The sequence below is a fragment of the Hoylesella timonensis 4401737 = DSM 22865 = JCM 15640 genome (assembly GCF_000455445.1).
Taxonomy (GTDB): Bacteria; Bacteroidota; Bacteroidia; order Bacteroidales; family Bacteroidaceae; genus Prevotella; species Prevotella timonensis.
In genome coordinates, this window is record NZ_HG417100.1 from 28,256 (window position 1) to 50,285 (window position 22,030).

The window sequence follows — 22,030 nt, forward strand, 5'->3', positions numbered from 1 at the left end:
TAAATATAGCAAATGCTATTCATCTTATTTCAATACGCCTAATTCTTTACCAATCTTGATAAATGCAGCAATACACTTATCCAATTGTTCACGCGTATGAGCAGCAGAGAGCTGAACACGAATACGAGCCTCGCCTTTGGGCACTACTGGGTAGTAGAAACCAGTCACGTAGATGCCCTCTTCGAGCAATTTGGCAGCATACTTCTGCGACAAAGGTGCATCGTACAGCATCACTGCACAAATAGCACTTTGTGTAGGTTTGATGTCAAAACCAGCTTCCATCATCTTGTCGCGGAAATATTCCACATTCTCTACCAAGTGATCGTGCAAGCTATTGCTTTCTTTCAACATCTTGAACACCTCTAAACTGGCGCCAATAATGCCAGGTGCCAACGAGTTGGAGAAGAGATAAGGACGACTGCTTTGGCGCAGCATCTCGATAATCTCTTTTCGACCTGTCGTAAATCCACCAAGCGCACCGCCAAACGCCTTGCCTAAAGTGCCTGTATAGATGTCTACTCTACCGTAAGTGTGCATGAGTTCACTCACACCATGTCCAGTTGCACCAACGACACCTGCCGAGTGACTTTCGTCTACCATCACCAGTGCATCGTACTTTTCTGCCAAATCGCATATTTTATCTATCGGTGCCACATTGCCATCCATAGAGAATACGCCATCGGTGCAGATGATACGGAAACGCTGTGCCTGTGCTTCTTGCAAACACTTCTCCAGCTCCTCCATATTGGCATTGGCATAACGATAACGCTTCGCCTTGCAAAGACGTACACCGTCGATAATGGAGGCATGGTTCAACGAGTCGGATATAATGGCATCCTCATCGGTGAGCAACGCACCAAACAAACCACCGTTGGCATCAAAACAAGCCGCATAGAGAATGGTATCGTCGGTTTTGAAATAATCAGAAATGGCTGCCTCCAACTCTTTATGAGCGTCTTGTGTACCACAGATAAAGCGTACTGAAGACATGCCGAAACCGCGACGATCCATCATCTTCTTGGACGCTTCGATGAGTCGTGGATGATTGGAGAGACCTAAATAATTATTGGCACAGAAGTTCAACACTTCCTTTCCTTTTACTTGGATTGCCGCATCCTGCGGACTTTCAATGATTCTCTCCTCTTTATAAAGTCCTGCTTCTCTTAGCTTTTCGAGGCTCTGGCTAAGATGTTCTTTCATTTTACCGTACATAAGATTTAGATTTAAATGATTCTACTTACAAAGTAAGACAATATTTTTGAGACCACAGCGTGTTAAGTGTTATTTTTTATAAAATAAAATGACGGCGGGCATGCAAATTCTTAGTCTTTCATGTGTCATTGTCAAAAAAAAGTTGTTATTTTGCAAACAGAATCTTTTAGAGCTAACTCTCAAAAACAAATAGAATGAAGAACATTTTAGTAATAGGTTCAACTGGACAAATCGGTTCGGAGTTGACCCGAGAATTACGTAAAAATTATGGTAACGAAAATGTAGTAGCTGGGTATATTCCGGGTGCTGAGCCTACTGGCGAATTGAAAGAAAGCGGTCCTTCCGCCATTGCTGATGTAACCAATCCTCAGCAAATCGCAGAAGTAGTGAAATCTTATCACATCGACACCATTTATAACTTGGCGGCATTGCTGTCGGTCGTTGCCGAGTCAAAGCCACGGTTGGCATGGAAGATAGGAATTGATGGTTTGTGGAACATCTTAGAGGTGGCTCGTGAGAACCATTGTGCTGTGTTTACGCCCAGCTCTATTGGCTCATTCGGTCCTACCACGCCACACGACATGACGCCACAGGACACCATTCAACGTCCCAAGACGATCTACGGCGTATCTAAGGTAACCACCGAATTGCTCAGCGATTACTATTTTCATAAATATGGTGTAGACACTCGTGCCGTAAGATTTCCAGGCGTTATCTCGTACGTCACTCCTCCCGGAGGTGGCACGACCGATTATGCTGTAGACATTTATTATAATGCGGTACGTGGCGACCAGTTTGTCTGTCCTATTCAGGCTGGTACAAAGATGGATATGATTTACATGCCCGATGCGCTAAAGGCTGCCATGATGATTATGGAGGCTAATCCCGACAAACTCATTCATCGCAATGCTTTCAATATCGCATCCATGAGTTTCGATCCAGAAGAGATTTATGCCGCTATTAAGAAATACAAACCCGAATTTGAAATGGTATATCAGGTAGACCCCTTGAAACAAAGTATTGCAGAGAGCTGGCCTAACATGATGGACGATACTTGTGCCCGCAACGAATGGCAGTGGAAGCCAACCTACGATTTGGATAGTATGACAAAGGACATGTTAGAAAAGCTTACCATCAAGTTAGGATGTTAGACGCATCGACTCGATGACAACGAACGATATTGATAGGGAGAAAAGATTTAATCTTTCTCCCTTTTTGTTTTTCATGATTGACGAGATTTTCGAGACAAATACTACAAATCTCCTCTCCTAATCGCCTCCATCACATTCGCAGGAGGGCGATGGGCTTCAAGTTCACCTTTCATGAAATCCATGTATGGAGCCACATGTTCGAAGAATTGATAATATCCCTTACACAAATAATTCAACCCAGGCTCCCCTTGCTCCGTGGTAGAAAACCTGTTCTTCGGACATTCCCCGTAACACGCAAAGAGATAGGTGCACTGCTTACACTGCTGTGGCAACGACAAATATTTATTTTGCCCGAATGCTCGTTGGCGTTCACTGTACATCATTTCGGTTAAAGTTTTATCTTTGATATTCCCCAGTAAATAAGCTGGGAATACAAAGTGGTCGCACGAATACACGTCTCCATTGTATTCCATTACTCCCGCATGACCGCACTGCTTTGCCATGGTGCAAAGCGAACCATCCACTCCCATCCAATTGGCAAGGGTTACATCAAAGATCTGTATGAAAGTTTTTCCCACATCGTTGCGCACCCACTCATCAAAAATGGTACAAAGAAAATGCCCCCACTGTTCTGGAGACACAGAGAAGTCAGCCAACTGCCCTTCGCCACCGTCAGCCATTGACGCTAAGTGTCGCCCATCACCATGAGGTAAGATACGCTCAACAATGGGAGTGAACTGGATATAATGACAGCCTAAGTCCTTAAAAAACCGATAGAACTCCAAAGGATAATCTGCATTAAAATCGTTCACCACAGCCATGGCATTCCAGTCTACCGCATATTTCTCAAGGCATCGAATGCCTCTCATCACCTCATGCCATGAAGGTTTCCCTGTACGACTGCGTCGATATTCATCATGAAACTCTTGCGGTCCGTCTATTGAGACGCCTACTAACCACCCGTGATTGTGAAAAAAGCGTGCCCATCGGTCATCTATCAGTGTACCATTCGTCTGAATGGTATTATCAATGTGTTTTCCTTGCCCATATTGCCATTGGAGCTTCACCACCTTTTCATAAAACGAAAGCGGACGCATCAGCGTTTCTCCTCCATGCCAACAAAACATGATGTGCTGCATCGTCTGACTTTCGATATATTGCTTGACAAACCTTTCCAACAGTTCATCGCTCATCACATGCCGCACGTCACCCTGATAAAGCTTCGATTTCTCCAAATAATAACAATATTCACAAGCCAAGTTACACGAAGCACCAACGGGCTTGGTCATCACATAAAGGGGATGCGAAAAGGGTGAAGCTATTTCCATTCAGAATGACATTGATTTTAGGCTGGTTCTATAAATTAGCTTTATTAGTTTATGGTTGGCTTTCTCCTTCTATATATTGCTCCATAAAGATATGTTCGCCGTCATAGACAACATAGGTAAACTGTGTTATCCAGTCTCCGATGATGAACATTCGCACCTGATGACTTAGCATCAAATCAAGTTCTATATGTCGATGTCCGTAAATATAATAATCCACATTGTCATGAGCCTGCATGTACTGTTTGGTAAACTGTACTAAATATTCATGACTCTCGCCCATGTATGGCAGTTCTTTGCCTTCTTTTCTTTTTAAGCGGCTGTGCTTTGCCCAAGTCTGTCCTAACCACATTCCCCAGCGAGGATGAATGGCATTGAAAAGATGTTGGCAGATAGAATTATGAAACACCTTCCGCAATAATTGAAACTTATGATCAGGGTCTCCCAATCCGTCGCCATGTGCTAAATAAAATACCTTGCCGTAAATTTCTGTCGTCAAAGGTTTGCGATGCAGAATTACCCCACACTCCTGTTCCAGATAGCCATAGGTCCAAATGTCATGATTGCCTATAAAGTAATGAACTTCAACGCCCAAGTCGGTCAACTCGCTGACTTTCCCTAAGAACCGTGTATAACCTTTTGGCACAACATAGCGATACTCGTTCCAGAAGTCGAACATGTCACCCAAGAGGTAAACAGCAGAAGCCCGATGCTTAATACTATCTAAGAATCGCACCAGTCGTCTCTCATGTGTGCGCCGATGGTCTATCGCCCATGAGCCAAGGTGAGCATCCGAAAGGAAATATACATTTTTCATACTCTGATTTTATTTATCCATACCAGTGACAGCGCAAGTCTTAATCGAATCCCAACTCTACTCTCGCCTCTTCACTCATCATACTTTGATCCCAAGCGGGTTCAAAGACTAAGTTCACTACACAAGCGGTGATTCCATCCAGACTCTCTACTTTGCTGCGCACATCCTCTAAGATGAAGTCAGCAGCAGGACAGTTGGGAGCCGTGAAGGTCATATCTAAATCAACCGTATGGTTGTCCTTCACGTCTATTTTATAAATCATTCCCAAATCAAAAATATTGACTGGTATTTCAGGATCGTACACCGTTTTGAGTACATCTACTATTTTTTCTTCAATGTTTGTTTTTTCTTGTAAAGTCATCATATCTGATAAGTTTTTTTGCTTGCAACACGAATATCAATCACTCTAAAAGCCAAGGGGAAAAGAAGATACAAAGTTTTATATGATTAACGGTAATCATTGGATACTAAGTAAAAATCTTTTTAGCCTAACACAACATCAAGCGTCATCATCAGCAAGAATCCAATCGCAAAACCAATGGTACTCCAATCGCTATGCTCGCCTTGGGACGCTTCAGGAATCAGTTCCTCTATCACAACGTAAAACATAGCACCAGCGGCAAACGACAGCATAAACGGAAGCGTAGGGGTAAGCAAGGCTGCCAATAAGATAACCAAAGCAGAACCTACTGGTTCTACTACTCCACTCAAACTGCCCATTACAAACGAGTACCGTTTACTTTTTCCTTCTGCTTTTAGCGGCATTGAGATGATAGCTCCTTCGGGAATGTTCTGTATGGCAATACCCAATGAAAGTGTCATCGCTGCTGCAACAGATATACCCATATCCCCTTGTAACACGCCTGCTACGACTACACCGACAGCCATTCCTTCAGGAAAATTGTGTATAGTCACTGCTAATATGAGCATGGCCGTACGACTTAATCGAGAGCGAGGTCCTTCTGGTTTAACACTCCCCAAATGCAAGTGAGGCGTAATATGATCCAATAGCAACAAAAAAGCTATACCAATAGCAAAGCCGATGACAGCAGGGAACACTTGCCATTTGCCCATGTCTGCCCACTGCTCCATACTCGGTATAATGAGCGACCATATAGAAGCTGCCACCATCACGCCCGAAGCAAAGCCTAACAAGGCTTTTTGCAATAACTGTGACATTTGTTCTTTCATAAAAAAGACAAATGCTGAACCTAATACAGTTCCAGCGAGTGGCATTGATAAAATTAAAAGTATATCACTATTCATGATTTCTTATATTGATATGAGAAGAACAGCAGCATGTTCCGTTTTTGATGAATACTTGCTGAAGCTGGTTACAAATTTACATAAAAACTATGATTTATAAGCCAGTAGAACTAAGAAAGTGCTTTTTCTTTCTATCAAATAATAAGAATTATTGAAAAAAAGAAGATTAAAAGTTTATTCTCTTAAAATACATAAAACTGTCACAAACTCAACGAACGCTATTTTTTACCTCCATTGACGAAATAAATAGCTCCCGTTGCGAGTAGCGCAAAGACGAAACTTTCCCAGGTCATGATATGAGCAAGGGTGAGCTGGTCTGACTGGAAGAAGAAATAATACACCAAATTACACAGCCAGCAAATAGCTACCAAGAGCACAAATAAAAAAAGATATTTCTTCATACTTCTATTCATTTATTATAAAAACCATCATCACTGGCGTGCCTTTCTCCGCACTGCATTCCTCTCTCTATAACACTCTGCCTTCCTCTCGATAACTGTAATAACGACGGTCGGTGACAATGATATGATCGAGAAAGTAGATGCGCATCAATTGCGAGGCTTCTTGAACACGCTTCGTGAGTCGGTCGTCTTCGGTACTGGGAAAGGCTTGATTGCTGGGATGATTGTGGCAAAGTGCCAACACCGTGGCATTGCTCAACACCGCCTCGCGCATAATCACTCGCACATCCACAGCGGTCTCACTTATTCCGCCATGACTGATGCGCATCGCTTTGATGAGCTTGTAACGCTGGTTCATCAGTAATATCCAAGCCTCTTCCACATCCAAGTCTTGCATGCGTGGGTGCATATACTCGTAAATCGCCAACGCCGAACTTAAGTCTGCACGCTCTTCGGCTTTCTCCATGGCACGTCGCTTACCCAACTCACATGCGGCAAGAATGGTAATGGCTTTCGCAGGTCCTATTCCTTTATAATGTGTAAGTTCTTGAAGGGTTTGCTTTCCTAATGTATTGAGATTATTGTTGCAGTCGTTCAACAAACGTTTCATCAAATCCACAGCACTTTCATCTACCGAACCAGAGCCTATCAAGATAGCCAACAGTTCGGCAGGCGACAGGGCACTCGCCCCTAATCGTTCCATCTTTTCACGTGGGCGGTCGGCTTCTGCCCAATGAACTATGGAGAGACGTTCAGAGATAGGCGGTGTGACTTCCTCCTCCCGCTTATCTTGCGAGGACGAAGAGCCAACCTTCTCTGTGGCGTTATGTTTCCGTTGCACTGTCATGGCATGAAATGATTGATGCTATTTGGCATCCTTGCTTCGCCTGAAACGGCAAAGCTTTATTTATAAAAGGTTTTATCAAAAGCATGAAACTCGTCGCGTCCACGCATACACCGTTGATACCAAGCACTCATAAAGCCTAAACCATAACCAAACAGTTGTATAAAAGCAGCACGGACACTGAGTAAACCAATTTTAAGGCTCTCATTCTTTGTCCACGAATCTATCACAATGGCTCCGCAATACAAGACCAGCGGTAAGAGACCTGTCATGAACAAAATGAGTCCCATGTTTGGTTCTTCGGCAACACTGCTTGGTTTTGACCACAAAATCAAGCCAAATATCATCAAGAAACACAGGAAAATTACCCCTAAGGTAAACACAGTTGGAAGCAAATGCACCAATTTTAAGCTCTTCGGATGACGCTTGTACAGATTGACGCGCGCAATGCCACTGTTATACACTTGGCGGAAGAACTTCTTAAAGTCGGTACGACGCTTATGCCACACCCAAGCATGGGGGAACAACCTACACGTGTAGCCTGCCTTGAAGATACGAATAGAAAAATCAATATCCTCTCCAAAACGCATCTTACTAAATCCACCCAATTGTTGGAAAGCCTCTCGCCGAATTCCCATATTATACGACCTTGGGTAGAATTTATCCAAGCGTTTCTTACCACCACGAATACCACCTGTGGTAAAGAAAGAAGTCATGGCATAAGAAATGGCTTTCTGGGTGTCCGTAAACGAAGCATGCGCACGGTCAGGACCACCAAAGGCATCTGCAGGCGAGGTTGCCAATTCTTTTTCTATCTCAACGAAATAATCGTGAGGCACCACCACATCACTGTCCAAGATGATGAGATAGTCGCCCGAAGCTCGTTCTGCACCGTAGTTGCGAGTCTGTCCCGGACCACTGTTTGACTTCAGTAAATACTTGATGTCCAAAAATGACTCGTATTTTTTACATACTTCTTCGCAGGGGCAAGTAGAGCCGTCTTCAATAATCAAGACTTCAAAGTCCGTAAACGCTTGCTTACAAAGACTCTCCAGCAATTCATCTACTTCGTCTGGACGATTATAAACAGGAACGATAACACTGTATTTCATAAATTTAGATAGTTGACGAGTTTTTTAGTTGACAAGTTGACGAGTTGACAAGTTGATGGTTTCGATGCAGTGTAATATGGATTTCGATGCAACGCAGTACGGATTTCGATGCAGCGCACTGCGAACGGCAGACTCGTCATCAACTTTAAAGTAAAAGAGGTTACAACACCCATTCCGATGCAGTAACCTCTCATTCTTCCCCTCTATAAAGAGAGACTTGTATATGCTTTATAAAAGTCTTTTATTCGCTCACGCGGTTCAGGTAACTGCCGTCGCGCGTATCTACTTGTATCAGCTCGCCTTCGTTGACAAACAAAGGTACGCGTACCTCAACACCAGTCTCTAATGTAGCAGGCTTGGTGGCATTGGTAGCAGTGTTTCCTTTGATACCGGGTTCAGAATGAGTGATGCGAAGCACTGTCTTTACTGGCATTTCTGCCAACAACACACTGCCATCGCTGGTATCGGTGACTACCTCTACGATGTCGCCTTCTTTCATAAAGTCACCTCCTGTTACCGACTCTTTGGGCAAAGGAATCTGCTCAAAAGTCTCTTGGTTCATGAAAATGCAACCAGTTGCATCCTCATAAAGATATTGATAGGGACGACGCTCTACACGAACATCTTCCAACTTAAAGTTAATCTGGAAAGTACGCTCCAATACACGACCATCAGAAACATTCTTTAACTTTGTAATCATGACAGTGTTACCCTTACCGGGCTTTCTGTGTTGGAAATCTATACAAGTCCAAATTTTACCGTCAAGACGGATACAAGTTCCAATCTTAATTTCCTGTGAATTAATCATTGTTTGCTATCTTAGTTTTTAAAAATATTTTTCTTCTATGCCTTATAAAAGCGATGCAAAGTTACAAATAAATTGCAAAAAAGCAGTCTTTTTTCGGTGAAAATTAGTCAATTTCTTTGTTATTCCGAAAATAATGAGTACTTTTGCACCCCAAAGCGTACGAAACAATAACGATAAATATAAAAAACAATGAAAAGAACATTTCAGCCCCACAATAGAAGAAGGGTGAACAAGCATGGATTCCGTGAGAGAATGTCAACCAAGAACGGTCGTCGCGTATTGGCAAACCGTCGCGCACATGGACGTAAAAAGTTAACCGTTTCTGACGAAAATCACGGTAAGTAATTGGCGTGAAACCATACGCCTTACGTCAAAAAGCAGCAAGAAATTCCTATCTTCTTGCTGCTTTTTGTATCAATAACGCCCAATGTGAGATCATGGAGCGCAAGAGTGACAAGCCATTCTACTTTACGCAGCTAAAGTGCTCCCGCTGAAGCATGGAGATAAGGTGCTTATTACATTGTTTTAAGGCTGTTATCTCCATGGAGTAAGGGCGTTATAACATTATTATAAGAACGCCACCTGAAAGCGCCGCTCGAAAGGGCATAAAACAACACACAGAAAAAACCAAAGGTTTTATTTTGTACTATCTTTGGTTTACATTATCTTTGCAATTAATAACCTGCACCTATTATAGAAAATAAGCAAACAGGCGTGGGCTGCGATCTCTATGGAGACAGTATAGTCAACAGGTTTTAAGACAAAGCGAATGAAATCGTCGGAATTCTTGGGTAAATTGAAAAGTTTTTATCTGTGGGGAAATCTCCTCGCCATGCTATTGGTGGTGCTCGTTATGGGCATCGGCGTACGCTATGGGCTAAACTGGTACACCCACCATGGAGAAGCCATCATGATTCCGAATGTGAAGAAAAAATCGTTTACTGAAGCCGAAAGCATCTTAAAACAAATGGGACTCAAAGCGGTTGTCAGTGATACGGGATACGTGAAAACATTGCCTCCCGATTGTGTCTTAGAGCAAAGTCCTGCTGCTGGTGAAAAGGTGAAAGCAGGTCGTATTATCTATCTCACCATCAATGCCTCCAAATCACCCACTATTACCTTGCCCGATGTTATTGACAACAGCTCTCTGCGAGAGGCAATAGCAAAACTTTCTGCAATGGGATTCAAGGTGGGAATGCCACAGTTTATCCCAGGGGAGAAGGATTGGGTATATGGCATCTTGGTGCGAGGAAAGCACGTAGCTGCTGGTGACAGGATTTCGATTGAAGACTCGTTGATTATCCAAGCAGGAAATGGCATGAGAGATGAAGCCGATTCGGTGAATTACATCGACCCCGTTTATCCTGAGTACAATGACGCATCCGATGAGGATGTGGACCAGTTTGTAGAAGTGAGTGGACCTGTGGAAGAATCGGCAAAGCCCAACCAAACGCCAACCAAAGGGGAGACGACTCCGGATGCACAGAAAGAAACGCCAGCGCCCAAGAAGAGCTACCCCAAGAACCCCCAACCTGCGGAGCCAGCAACACCAAGGAAGGTGAAGCCTTCTCCACAGAAGACACCCGTACACACGCCCAAAAAAAAATAAATGTTAGAAGAGACTAACGACATATCGCTGATAGAAGACGAGGATGATCAACAGCTGTATGAGCATTTTCGTGTGGTGGTAGACAAGAATCAGGAGCCATTGCGTATTGACAAATATATGTTTGAGCGTCTGAAACATTCCAGTCGTAACCGCATACAGAAAGCTGCGGATGCAGGATTTGTACATGTAAACGACCAGCCCGTAAAGAGCAATTACAAGGTTCGCCCGTTAGATGTGATTACGCTCATGTTGGATGCGCCTCAACACGACAGCACCATTGAGGCGGAAGAGATTCCTCTCAACATTGTGTACGAAGACACCGAAGTCATGGTAGTGAACAAACCAGCTGGCATGGTGGTGCATCCCGGGGCAGGAAACTTTCATGGCACGCTCATTAACGCTGTGGCATGGCATCTCAAAGACTTACCAACCTTTGATGCGAACGACCCCGCTGTGGGACTGGTTCATCGCATTGACAAAGACACCAGTGGGCTGTTAGTCATTGCCAAAACGCCAGATGCCAAGACAAAGTTGGGACTACAGTTCTTCAACAAGACCACCCACCGCAGCTACCACGCTTTGGTGTGGGGCAATTTCAATGAAGAGGAAGGGCGCATCGAGGGAAATATTGCACGCGATCCCAAAGACCGATTGCGTATGTGCGTATTCCCTCCAGACAGTGCTGTGGGCAAAACGGCAATCACTCATTACCGAGTATTAGAGCGATTTGGCTATGTCACGCTGATAGAGTGCATCCTCGAAACGGGGCGAACACATCAAATCCGTGCCCACATGAAACACATTGGGCATCCTCTATTTGGCGACGAGCGATATGGCGGAATGGAGATTCTTCGTGGACAGCGTAGCTCAACGTATAAAGCATTTATACAAAACTGCCTCAACCTCTGTCATCGCCAAGCATTACATGCCAAGACCTTGGGCTTCGTACATCCGAAAACCAATCGAGAAATGAACTTCACGTCCGATTTACCCGAGGACATGCAGCAACTCTTACAAAAATGGCGCGTGTACATACATGGCACAACCATAGACACTTTTGATTATTAAACAAGATATTGTTCTTATATGAAAAATTTGAAAAGAAACATTGCCATCGTTTGTGGTGGCGACTCATCAGAATACGACGTGTCTTTACGCTCTGCGCAAGGGCTCTATTCGTTCTTTGACAAAGAACGTTACCAGGTATTTATTGTCACGATACGAGGGCTCGACTGGAATGTGTGCTTGGAGGATGGTAGCACTGTCAAAGTGGATAGAAACGACTTTTCCTTTGTTCACAACGGCAAGTCGACCATCTTCGACTATGCTTACATCACCATTCATGGCACACCAGGCGAGAATGGTATCATACAGGGCTACTTTGAATTGGTGGACATTCCCTATTCCACTAGTGGAGTCTTGGTGGAAGCCCTGACCTTCAACAAGTTTGTTCTGAACCGCTATCTGGCTTCGTTTGGCGTCAAGGTGGCAAAAAGCATCTTGTTAAGGCGTGGTGAGGAATCAATGATTTCTGAACAAGAAATAGAGGCACAGTTGGGCATGCCATGCTTTGTCAAACCCGTTGCTGATGGGTCCAGCTTCGGAGTTACAAAAGTAAAAAACTCAGACCAGTTAGCACCTGCATTGCGGGTTGCTTTTATGCAGAACGAGGCTGCCATGATTGAGAGCTATATGAAGGGAGTGGAGCTGTCGATTGGCTGTTATAAGACGAGCGAGAAAGCTGTTGTCTTTCCTGCAACAGAAGTCGTAACGAGCAATGAGTTCTTTGATTATGATGCCAAATACAACGGTCAGGTGCAGGAAATCACACCAGCACGCATCGCCGACGACACAGCCAAGAAGGTTGCCGAAGAGACCAGTAAGATTTATGACATTCTACATTGCAACGGCATTATCCGCATTGACTACATTATTACAAAAGACGAGCAAGGGAACGACGTAGTGAACATGCTCGAAGTCAACACCACTCCGGGCATGACTGCCACCAGTTTCATCCCTCAACAGGTACGGGCTGCAGGACTGAACATCACAGAAGTGTTGACCGAAATCGTAGAAAACCAATTTTAGACATACCATGCATACCCCAAAAGAATTTGATGACATTCGGCCTTTTGAGCCAGAGGAGCTTCAAGAAGTTTACAACCGGCTGCTCGACAATCAGCAATTTCAGCGTGTACTGTCCTATTTTTATCCCGATGTCCCATTGGAGAAGATTGGTGCGCGCATGCGGGCTTGCACAACAAACTTAGCCTTTCAGAAAGTTTTCGGGAACGAATTTGTGACGTTTGTGCTCAACCGAGCTGCAAAGAGTTGGGATATGAACCACAGTGCCATCAGCCCTGAACACAACTACACGTTCATGAGTAACCACAGAGACATTGTACTCGACTCTGCCATTCTGTCTAAGTTGCTCATCGATGCGGATTTTAAGACTACCTGCGAGATTGCCATTGGCGACAATCTGCTATCGCTACCTTGGGTGAAAGACTTGGTAAGAGTGAACAAATCTTTTATCGTCAAGCGCAGTGCCTCTTTTCGTGAAATGCTGACCTCCAGCAAAACACAGTCCAGATACATGCACTTTGCCATTCAGGAAAAGAAAGAAAATATATGGATTGCACAACGGGAAGGGCGTGCGAAAGACTCGGATGACAGAACCTCTGAAAGTATTCTAAAGATGATGTCTATGGGCGGCGAAGGGAGTATTGTTGAGCGACTCACGCAGCTGCACATCGTTCCCATGACCATCTCTTATGAATATGACCCATGTGACTATCTGAAAGCTGCCGAGTTTCAACTGAAACGCGACAATCCTGATTGGAAGAAAGGACCACAAGATGATATTATCAGTATGCAGACAGGTATTATGGGCTACAAAGGACACGTTCATTATCACTGCTCCTCTTGCATAGACGAGTATTTGCAAACCTTAGATTCGGAGATGCCCAAGAACGAATTGTATGCCACTATTGTGCGTCACATCGACCGAGAGATACATCGACACTATCGCCTGTTCCCGAACAACTACATTGCGCATGACCTTTTGACAGGAAAGGACGAGCAGACTGCCCATTATCAGCCCGCAGATAAGGTCAACTTTGAACGTTATCTCTCTGAACAGCTGGAGAAGATTACCGTACCACAGCCTGACATCGCCTTTTTGCGTGAGCGGATATTGACCATGTATGCCAATCCTTTAAGAAACTATTGGGCAGCATGCAAATAAAACATTGGGTACTCTTCGCTCTACTCGGGTTGTTCACAGCCTGCACCATCAATTCCTATGACAAGGGAGATGGGCGCTACTCGTATCTACGTGCCGAGATGACAGAAATCCATACCTCGGCAAAGAATAAGGTCGACTATGCATGGACGGATGAGGGAAAGAAGTTATCTTTCACGGTACCGTTCACTTGTTCGTGGGCTCATGTACCAGACAGCGTGTATCGCGCGATGCTATATTACACCCAAGACGAAGAATCGACCGTAGGAATGACAGCCCTCCATGTATGGGTGTTGCGCCCTCAAAAGGCACCGAAGAGGATTCCTTCCGACCCTGTGCAATTAGAAGGTTGCTGGATGAGTAAATCGCAACAGTACTTGAATATAAGAATTGGCGTGATGACAGGCACTCCAGAAGACACGATGTTGCAGCAGAAAATTGGAATTGTCACCCAAAAGAACACGCATCATGCCAATGGCAAGGAGACCCATGACTTGCGCTTATTCCACCATCAAAACAACGTTCCCAGCTATTACGCACGCACATTTTATATCAGCATCCCCACAGACGTTTATAAAAAAGGAGATACCCTCAGTTTTTCTGTAAACACCTATCGCGGTTGGGTGAAGAAAAGCTTTGCTTTGAAATAAGAGCAGAAAGAGCTTTTAAGCGATAAAAAACTTTGAAATTTGCGTGTGTAAAGCGACGTTCCACCCACCTATAGACACAGCAGCAAAAAGGGGATACACCGTTTGGCATATCCCCTTTGCTCATTATTATATCGAGAGAATTATTTTCCGTTCACCAATCGCATGGTGTCGCGGGCGATGACAATCTCCTCATCGGTAGGAATCACACAAACCGTCACCTTGGAATCGGGAACAGAGATGACAGCTTCCTTGCCACGAACCTTGTTGGCTTCAGCGTCCATCTTCACACCCAAGAACTCTAATCCACTACAAGCCTCGAGGCGAGTACCTATCTGATTCTCGCCTACGCCAGCTGTCCACACGATGATATCAACGCCTCCCATGACAGCAGCGTATGCGCCGATGTATTTCTTGATGCGGTAATTGTACATCTTCAGTGCCAACTGAGCTTGTTCGTTGCCTTCATCGGCTGCCGATTCTATCTCGCGCATGTCTGATGAGATGCCGGTAATACCGAGTACGCCACTCTCCTTATTCAGAAAGTCGGCCATCTCTTGAGGCTTCTTGCCTAACTTCTCCATGAGATAGGTAACAGCAGATGGGTCGATGTCGCCCGAACGCGAGCCCATCATCACACCAGCCAAGGGGGTCAATCCCATGGAGGTATCGATGCACTTGCCGCCCTTGATGGCTGTAACACTGGCACCATTGCCGATGTGGCAGGTGATGATGCGCATGTCCTTGATGTCCTTACCTAAGAATTCGCACACACGTTGTGACACATATTTGTGACTGGTGCCATGGAAGCCGTAACGACGTACATGATATTTTTTGTACAGTTCGTATGGCACTGCATAGAGGTAAGCATAATCGGGCATGGTGCTATGGAACGCATTGTCGAACACACACACCTGTGGTGTGGTGGGCATGAGTGCATCCACGGCACGCAAGCCACGCAGGTGACCTGCATTGTGTACAGGAGCCAAATCGCACAGGCTCTCGATTCCGTCTTCTACGTGCTGATCTACAATCACGCTATCCTCGAACAGGTCGCCGCCTTGCACGATACGATGCCCCACTGCGTCAATCTCGTTTAAGGACTTAATAGCCCCAATTTCGGGGTCGGTGAGCAGAGAGAACACGAAGTTCACACCTTCTTTGTGGTCGGGCATGTCGTGCATGATTTTCTTCTTCTCGCCATTGGGCAAGGTTACTTTCACAAAGGCCTCATCGAGACCAATACGTTCTACACCTCCCTGAGCCAACACTGACTCGTCGGTCATGTTGTAGAGTTTATACTTGATAGAGCTGCTTCCGCAGTTTAATACTAAGATGTTCATTTATAAGTTTTTAAGTTTTTAAGTTGATGAGTTTATAAGTTTTTTTAGTTGACGAGTTCACGAGTTGACGAGTTGTTAGTTTATGAATTATGAATTAGGAATTATGAATTATTCCGAGTTCACGAGTTGTTGATTTATGAATTATGAATTAAGAATTATGAATTATTCCGAGTTCGCTCGTCAACTATATCACTTCTCCTCCTCTTTCTTGGCATCTTGTGCCTGGCAAGCGGTGATGGCAACCATATAATAGATGTCATCTACCGAGCAACCACGGCTAAGATCGTTCACTGGGCGTGCAATTCCTTGCAAGATAGGTCCTATGGCGATGGCATTGCCCAAGCGTTGTACCAGCTTGTAGCCAATGTTTCCTACTTCCAAATTGGGAACCACCAATACGTTGGCATTGCCAGCGATAGCACTTCCCGGTGCTTTCTTTTGTCCTACCGACATCACTAAAGCGGCATCGGCTTGTAACTCGCCATCGATTTTGAGTTGTGGTGCACGCTGCTTTGCTAATTTTGTAGCTTCAGCAACCTTGGACACCACTTCATGAGAGGCACTGCCCTTAGTAGAGAAGCTCAACATCGCTACGCGTGGTTCCTTGAAACCTGCCACACTCTTTGCCGTTTCAGCGGTAGTCACGGCAATTTGAGCCAACTGATCCACATCAGGAACAGGGGTAACTGCCACGTCACCCATAACCACTACACCATTTTCGCCATACTCCTTTGCCTGCGTAATCAACAGCATGGCACCACTCACGCAAGTGACACCGGGCGCACACTTGATGATTTGCAATGCTGGGCGCAAAGTATCTCCTGTCGTACTCAAGGCTCCGCTAATCTGTCCATCGGCACCTTCGGTCTTGATAATCATGCAACCTAAGTATAAAGGATTCTTCACCAACTCGCGTGCTTGCTCAATGGTCATACCCTTTTTCTTTCTAAGTTCGGCTAACAGCGAAGCATATTCTTCACTCTTGGGATTGTTTTCAGGGTCAATGATGGTAGCCTTGCCGATATTCTTCAGCGCTCGCGCTTCTGCCATTTTTTGAATCTCCGTTGGGTTACCAATCAAGATGATGTCTGCAATGTCGTCGGCCAATACACGGTCAGCGGCACGTAGCGTTCGCTCCTCCAATGCTTCGGGGAGCACAATACGTTGTTTGTCGGCTTTTGCTCGCTCAACAATTTGCTGTAATAAATCCATGATGTTGTTATTTATATTTTGATTTGTGTCATAATAGCGGCATCCACATGCCTTCAACCTCCGCTGGACACCGATGTTAAAAGAAGTGGGAATCCATTGGCATCCATCAAGATTGCAGTTGCAAAAATAACAAATATTATCGACATGCGGAATGAAACGCCCATAAAAATACCAAACATCGCAAAAAGGACTGTATTCCACGAAAGAATACAGTCCTCAGTTTATATTTTGAATCTACTTGATGAAGGCGTCCATCTCTTTATAGCAACAACGCTATAGAAGGACGTTACCCTATTAAGGATTCTGTTTCAAGTTAGGATTAGCATTGATTTCCTTTACAGGAAGTTGATGCAAGAATTCCTTGGCGTCTGTTGCCATCTTCTTTTGTGCAGAAGCCTTGTGGTTAGAAGGAACTACAACCTCCTTGCCATCTTTATCTATCGCTTTATAGCCCTTGGTGCGGTCAATGGTTTCCTTCCAGCGCTTCATATCAAACCAGTTGGTACCTTCGCCCCAAAGTTCTATACGACGTTGGAAACGGACTTCCTTGCGAAGTGCATCTTGTGTAGAAGGAGCCTCGAAAGCAGGGTTGCGTTTTTTAGCAAAAGCGTTAAGCTCTGCCTGTGCTTCGCTTAATTTGTTTTGTTCAACCAATGCTTCTATTTCGAGCAAGATAGGGTCTTGAACGCGAATAAAACAATAATCTTGTTCCATACCTGCCTCTCCAGCGATAAACTTCACTTGTTCAAAATCATCGAGATCATCAATTGATTTCATTCCTGAATTGTGTGTTTGAGCAAGCATTGACGATGCTACATCAGGATATTCTTCTTTATTAATCCAAAGTTTTCTACGTGAGTCGGTCTTCGGAATCTGGTTGTACAGATAGTTGTAAATCAGTTTTGTCTTACCACCTGCTGCATATCCACGAGCCAAGAAGTGATCCATGTGGCTCCAGTAAGATGCCCACAGTGTAGAGTTTTGTGAGTTGATGTCATATCCCCACAAGATATCAGCCTGACCAATATCCCATCCACGAGCAGGTTCGGACACCTTATCAGATCCACCTTCGGCAGCAATCTTTGCATATTTTTCCACATTAGCCCAATCTTCCATTTGTGCATAAGCCTTAGCCAAATAAGCAGCAGCCACGGCACGATCGGCATCTGTGCGAACACCTGTGTTCTTACAGTTCTTAACAGCAAAGGTCAAATCCTCAATAATCTGTTTGTACACCTCTTGTACGGTAGCACGAGACAGGTTCTGGTCAGTCGATTTCAAAGCCAAAGGCACGCCCAAAGCAGTTTCGTGTCCTTTGTACGTATGCTGATAGAAGTTAATCAAGTGGAAATAAGCAATGCCACGAAGTGCCAAAGCCTCTCCTTTTGCAGCCAACACTCCAGGGTCGGTTGATTCTTGTGCAAAGTAAGTCTCCAAGTGCAGATTCACCTTTGCAATGATTTCATAGAACTGCCCCCATGTAGAACGGGTACGGCGGTAATTCTCCATACGGTTATCGATTTGATAATCATACTGGAACCAGTTCCAATTTTGATAAGCCACATCCTCACACATCAAGTCAGTAGCTATCTGGAATGCTTTCAAACCGAAATCATCGTGGGAGTCATAAAAATCTTGGAAAATCGTATAGATCTTCGCAATGGCAGCCTTTGCAACTCCTGTCTGTGTTTCAGGATTAGCAATCAATTCATCGTGTCGCTGCTGAGTTTCATATTCAGAAACCTCGGGATCGAGATTGCACCCTACGATACCAAACGTGAAAGCGAGTGCAGCTGCAACTTTTATATAATTCTTCATATTTCTTATGTTTTATAGTCGTTTATAAAGCTGTTTCTTATAAATTCAGGTTGATACCAAACGAGAGTGCGCGAACGGCGCTGTTGACACTATACTGCTGTGTTCCGTTGAGAGCAATACGTGGGTCAAGCCCCTTTCTCTTTGTCCACAGCCCCAAGTTGTCGGCTGCGAAGTAAAGACGAAGTCCCTGGATTTTAGCCTTATTCAACACGCTCTTTGGCAATGAGTAGCCCAATGTAAGGTTATTCAAGCTGAGATAAGAGCCATCAATGAGGAAACGGTCAGAAGCCTGATTGAGTTTTTGGTTTTGGTTATGCAAACGTGGAACGTCGGTGTTGGTGTTCTCGGGTGTCCAGTGATTCAGGATATCCTTGTGCCAGTTCGTACCTGGCCTACCTGACGACATTAATTCACTATAGCTACCATCGTAAACCTTTCCACCCACTCTATAAGAGAATTGAATAGAGAAATCGAACCCATAAGCTGCTGCATTCGCATAGAAACCTCCTGCTATTTTTGGTAAAGCCGAGCCCACAAACTGTCTGTCCTTTAACGAGCTGCTGTAATCTTTGCTGCCAACTTTCTCAAACTGTTCTGTTTTCTTATTCCAGCACCAGTACATTTGGTCACCATTCTCTGGATTGACACCTGCCGATTTAACCATATAGTAATCGAAGATACCACCCTGCTCTTTCAGGATACGGAAACCTTTGGAGATACCGTCTTCTCTGAACTGTTCGGGCAATTCAGTAATCTTGTTCGTGTAAGTAGTTCCATTCACACCTACATTTACATTGACATTGCGGTCGTTGTAAACATTGGACGAGAGGTTGAATTCAAAACCTGTATTTACCATTTTACCGAAATTCACTGGTTCAGAATCGAATCCTGTCGTTGAAGAGATAGGAAGGTTAAAGAGCATATCGGATGTACGACGGCTGAAGAAGTCGAGTTCACCAGCTATCAAACCTTTCCATAATGAGAATTCCAAACCAACGTCAAAGTTGTTGTTCTTTTCCCAAGTAATGCTTTCGTTACCTTTATAAGCAGGTCCGTAAACACTTTCGGTACCCGTAGAGGCAATACGATAAAGGTTGGTATACGGCGTATAAGCACGCAAAGGAGGATCCGTATTTGGCAAGTACAGATAGTCATTACCCTGTACACCGTAGCTAACACGCAGCTTCAGGTTTTGGATAGCATCAACGTCTTTCAAGAAGTTTTCCTGATTGATGCGCCACGATGCGCCCAAGCTCCAGAATGTACCCCAGCGATGATCGGGATGGAATACGGAAGAACCATCACGGCGCAAAGAAGCAGAAGCGTAATATTTATCCATGTAGTCGGTTGTTACCTGTCCGAAGTAGCCTTCTACCTTATATTCGCGACCATAAGAGTCTAAGTCGGAAATGTTGGCACCCGAACGGAATTCTGGCAATGTAGGATCGAGCAACCCTTTCTTCTCGCCTTTTAAGAAGTTGGATTTCTCATTATAGTTTTCATGTCCCAGCATCACATGTACACCAAAATCATTGAAGGTCTTGTCCCATTTCAATATTTGGTTCCAGTTCAGTGACACTGTTTGGTTCACTTCTTTATCAAGAATACCACCATAAGCCTGTCCATCACCAACGAGTGGGTTCATCATGTTGGTCCAACGCCACCAGTTGCCATTAAATGTAGCCGTAGAGCTAAACTTAAAGTTGTAAGGCAGTTTCACATCTACACGCGCGTTTTGCGTGAGGTAGTAGTTGATATTTTTCGTAATATTGAGTTCGGTTTGCCGAATCAGGTTCATACCTCCAGCATACATTCGAGACTGAGAATCGTCGTAAACCATCTCTCCATGAGCGTCACGCAAAATCTTACCATCTTTATCATGCTTGAAAATAGGATAGATAGGCGCAATCATACGGCTCCACATAAACAAGTTACTATAGTTGCCTTCCTCATATTGCGCAGGATTTTGTGCAGTAGTCCTGGCAAATTGCGAAGAAGCACCGATGCGTAACCAGTCGGTAATATCCGAATCGTATGACATACGAGTCGTCAAGCGCTCAAATTTGGTCTTCATACTGAAGCCACGATCGTTCAAGTAACCTACAGAGAAATACACCTTCGACTTAGCCGAACCCTTGGTGATACTCAGGTTATATTCTTCACGTGTCTTGGGTTCATACAATGTACCTATCCAATCGTTGAAGTTGGCAGCATCTTCGTAGCGAATAGGTGCTGTGGTCAGATTACCTTTTTCGTCAACTACTTTGTCATCGGGTGTACTATACACATTATATCCCAACTCATCTATCAAATTAGCCGAAGCCCATTGTCCAGGGTTTTTCTCAGGTTCATCAATGAAAGTAACCGAGTTTTTGAGTCCCTCCCAAGTAAGTTTATAATACATACCGGGGTCGGTAATGATATCATATTCGGGAACAGCACGCTGATTGGTACCAATGCGGGCATCGAAAGACACCTGAACTTTTCCCTTGTTACCGCTCTTGGTGGTAATCATGATGACACCATTGGCACCACGTGCACCATACAAAGCAGCAGAAGCAGCATCTTTCAGTACGTTGATGCTCTCGATATCCTTGGTGTTAATAGCGTTAATCTCGCCACTGTAAGGAGCACCATCGAGAATAATCAATGGTGAACTGGAAGCGTTCAACGAACCGATACCGCGAATACGCATCGTTGTTGACGATCCTGCACGTCCTGAGGGAGATGTAACTGACAAACCAGCAACCATACCCTCCAAAGCCTTAGAAGCATCGGCAGCCTGCACTTTCTCCAATTTCTTAGAGTCTACATTCGTTGCAGAACCTGTATAGGTAGATTTCTTTACTGTACCATAAGCTACAACGATTACTTCATCGAGCTTACTGTCATCGCTTACCAATCTAATGGTCATGTTGTTGGTAGCAACAACTGTTTTGGTCACCATTCCAATGTAAGAAACCATGAGTTTTGCACCAGCAGGTACACTCAAGGTAAACTTACCCTCAATGTTAGTAGCGGTACCATTTTTGGTTCCCTGAACTACGACGGAGGCGCCAACAACTGGCTGACCATCATCCGCAGAAATCACAGTACCGTTAATCTGTGTTTGTGCCATTGCCATACCTATGCTTAGGAACAGGCAAGCGAGAAACAATGTTAGTCTTTTTTCCATAAGTTCTCTTTTTAGTTAATTAATGTTTTAAGGTTAAAGATAATTC

At 44.4% G+C, this 22,030-nt stretch carries 20 protein-coding genes; 7 read left to right on the forward strand and 13 right to left on the reverse strand.

Annotated features, from left to right (window positions below):
* Positions 1-24 precede the first annotated feature (24 nt).
* A complete protein-coding gene (gene kbl, locus BN35_RS10810) occupies positions 25-1,212 on the reverse strand; it encodes a glycine C-acetyltransferase (protein WP_025072663.1) in 1,188 nt (395 codons plus the stop codon).
* Between the two features lie 194 nt (positions 1,213-1,406).
* Between kbl and BN35_RS10815 the strand changes: the two genes are divergently transcribed.
* A complete protein-coding gene (locus BN35_RS10815; protein ID WP_025072662.1) occupies positions 1,407-2,363 on the forward strand; it encodes an NAD-dependent epimerase/dehydratase family protein in 957 nt (318 codons plus the stop codon).
* A gap of 101 nt (positions 2,364-2,464) precedes the next feature.
* On the opposite strand, the gene BN35_RS10820 is transcribed toward BN35_RS10815, so the two are convergent.
* The 8 genes from BN35_RS10820 to efp form a co-directional block, all read right to left on the reverse strand.
* Positions 2,465-3,691, reverse strand: a complete 1,227-nt coding sequence (locus BN35_RS10820) for an anaerobic sulfatase-maturation protein (RefSeq protein ID WP_025072661.1) — start codon at positions 3,689-3,691, stop codon at positions 2,465-2,467.
* Between the two features lie 49 nt (positions 3,692-3,740).
* Positions 3,741-4,505: a UDP-2,3-diacylglucosamine diphosphatase gene (locus BN35_RS10825; protein WP_025072660.1), complete on the reverse strand. Its 765-nt coding sequence runs from the start codon at positions 4,503-4,505 to the stop codon at positions 3,741-3,743.
* Between the two features lie 40 nt (positions 4,506-4,545).
* A complete protein-coding gene (locus tag BN35_RS10830) occupies positions 4,546-4,866 on the reverse strand; it encodes a metal-sulfur cluster assembly factor (protein ID WP_025072659.1) in 321 nt (106 codons plus the stop codon).
* A gap of 122 nt (positions 4,867-4,988) precedes the next feature.
* Positions 4,989-5,771 carry a ZIP family metal transporter gene (locus tag BN35_RS10835; RefSeq protein ID WP_025072658.1) on the reverse strand — a complete coding sequence of 261 codons (783 nt, stop codon included), beginning with the start codon at positions 5,769-5,771 and terminating at the stop codon, positions 4,989-4,991.
* A gap of 218 nt (positions 5,772-5,989) precedes the next feature.
* On the reverse strand, positions 5,990-6,172 hold the full coding sequence (locus tag BN35_RS10840; RefSeq protein ID WP_036909201.1) for a hypothetical protein: 183 nt from the start codon (positions 6,170-6,172) through the stop codon (positions 5,990-5,992).
* Between the two features lie 67 nt (positions 6,173-6,239).
* A complete protein-coding gene (gene radC / locus BN35_RS10845; RefSeq protein WP_257009523.1) occupies positions 6,240-7,019 on the reverse strand; it encodes a RadC family protein in 780 nt (259 codons plus the stop codon).
* Between the two features lie 56 nt (positions 7,020-7,075).
* Positions 7,076-8,128: a glycosyltransferase gene (locus tag BN35_RS10850; protein WP_025072656.1), complete on the reverse strand. Its 1,053-nt coding sequence runs from the start codon at positions 8,126-8,128 to the stop codon at positions 7,076-7,078.
* A 241-nt stretch (positions 8,129-8,369) separates the two neighbouring features.
* Positions 8,370-8,936 (reverse strand): elongation factor P, encoded by a 567-nt coding sequence (gene efp, locus BN35_RS10855; RefSeq protein ID WP_025072655.1) that lies wholly within the window; start codon positions 8,934-8,936, stop codon positions 8,370-8,372.
* A 189-nt stretch (positions 8,937-9,125) separates the two neighbouring features.
* Between efp and rpmH the strand changes: the two genes are divergently transcribed.
* The 6 genes from rpmH (at position 9,126) to BN35_RS10880 (ending at position 14,439) form a co-directional block, all read left to right on the forward strand.
* Positions 9,126-9,281, forward strand: a complete 156-nt coding sequence (rpmH, locus tag BN35_RS13270) for a 50S ribosomal protein L34 (RefSeq protein ID WP_008124876.1) — start codon at positions 9,126-9,128, stop codon at positions 9,279-9,281.
* A 424-nt stretch (positions 9,282-9,705) separates the two neighbouring features.
* Positions 9,706-10,545, forward strand: coding sequence for a PASTA domain-containing protein (locus BN35_RS10860; protein WP_025072654.1), 840 nt, complete (start codon positions 9,706-9,708; stop codon positions 10,543-10,545).
* Positions 10,546-11,613, forward strand: coding sequence for an RluA family pseudouridine synthase (locus tag BN35_RS10865; protein WP_028901076.1), 1,068 nt, complete (start codon positions 10,546-10,548; stop codon positions 11,611-11,613).
* Between the two features lie 18 nt (positions 11,614-11,631).
* Complete coding sequence (locus BN35_RS10870) at positions 11,632-12,633, forward strand: D-alanine--D-alanine ligase (RefSeq protein ID WP_025072653.1); 1,002 nt, start codon at positions 11,632-11,634, stop codon at positions 12,631-12,633.
* 7 nt (positions 12,634-12,640) lie between these two features.
* Positions 12,641-13,792 carry a 1-acyl-sn-glycerol-3-phosphate acyltransferase gene (locus tag BN35_RS10875; protein WP_025072652.1) on the forward strand — a complete coding sequence of 384 codons (1,152 nt, stop codon included), beginning with the start codon at positions 12,641-12,643 and terminating at the stop codon, positions 13,790-13,792.
* Complete coding sequence (locus tag BN35_RS10880) at positions 13,783-14,439, forward strand: NigD1/NigD2 family lipoprotein (protein ID WP_025072651.1); 657 nt, start codon at positions 13,783-13,785, stop codon at positions 14,437-14,439. Before BN35_RS10875 ends, BN35_RS10880 begins: the two co-directional genes overlap by 10 nt.
* Before the next feature lie 140 nt (positions 14,440-14,579).
* Here the strand turns inward: BN35_RS10880 and BN35_RS10885 are convergent, their stop codons facing one another.
* The 4 genes from BN35_RS10885 to BN35_RS10905 all read right to left on the reverse strand — a co-directional run bounded on the left by BN35_RS10885 (position 14,580) and on the right by BN35_RS10905 (position 21,984).
* Entirely contained in the window at positions 14,580-15,779 is a 1,200-nt protein-coding gene (locus tag BN35_RS10885) for an acetate kinase (RefSeq protein WP_025072650.1), read from the reverse strand.
* Between the two features lie 189 nt (positions 15,780-15,968).
* Positions 15,969-16,991: a phosphate acetyltransferase gene (gene pta / locus BN35_RS10890; RefSeq protein WP_025072649.1), complete on the reverse strand. Its 1,023-nt coding sequence runs from the start codon at positions 16,989-16,991 to the stop codon at positions 15,969-15,971.
* A gap of 294 nt (positions 16,992-17,285) precedes the next feature.
* Entirely contained in the window at positions 17,286-18,809 is a 1,524-nt protein-coding gene (locus BN35_RS10900) for a RagB/SusD family nutrient uptake outer membrane protein (protein WP_025072647.1), read from the reverse strand.
* 37 nt (positions 18,810-18,846) lie between these two features.
* Positions 18,847-21,984 carry a SusC/RagA family TonB-linked outer membrane protein gene (locus BN35_RS10905; RefSeq protein WP_025072646.1) on the reverse strand — a complete coding sequence of 1,046 codons (3,138 nt, stop codon included), beginning with the start codon at positions 21,982-21,984 and terminating at the stop codon, positions 18,847-18,849.
* Positions 21,985-22,030 lie beyond the last annotated feature (46 nt).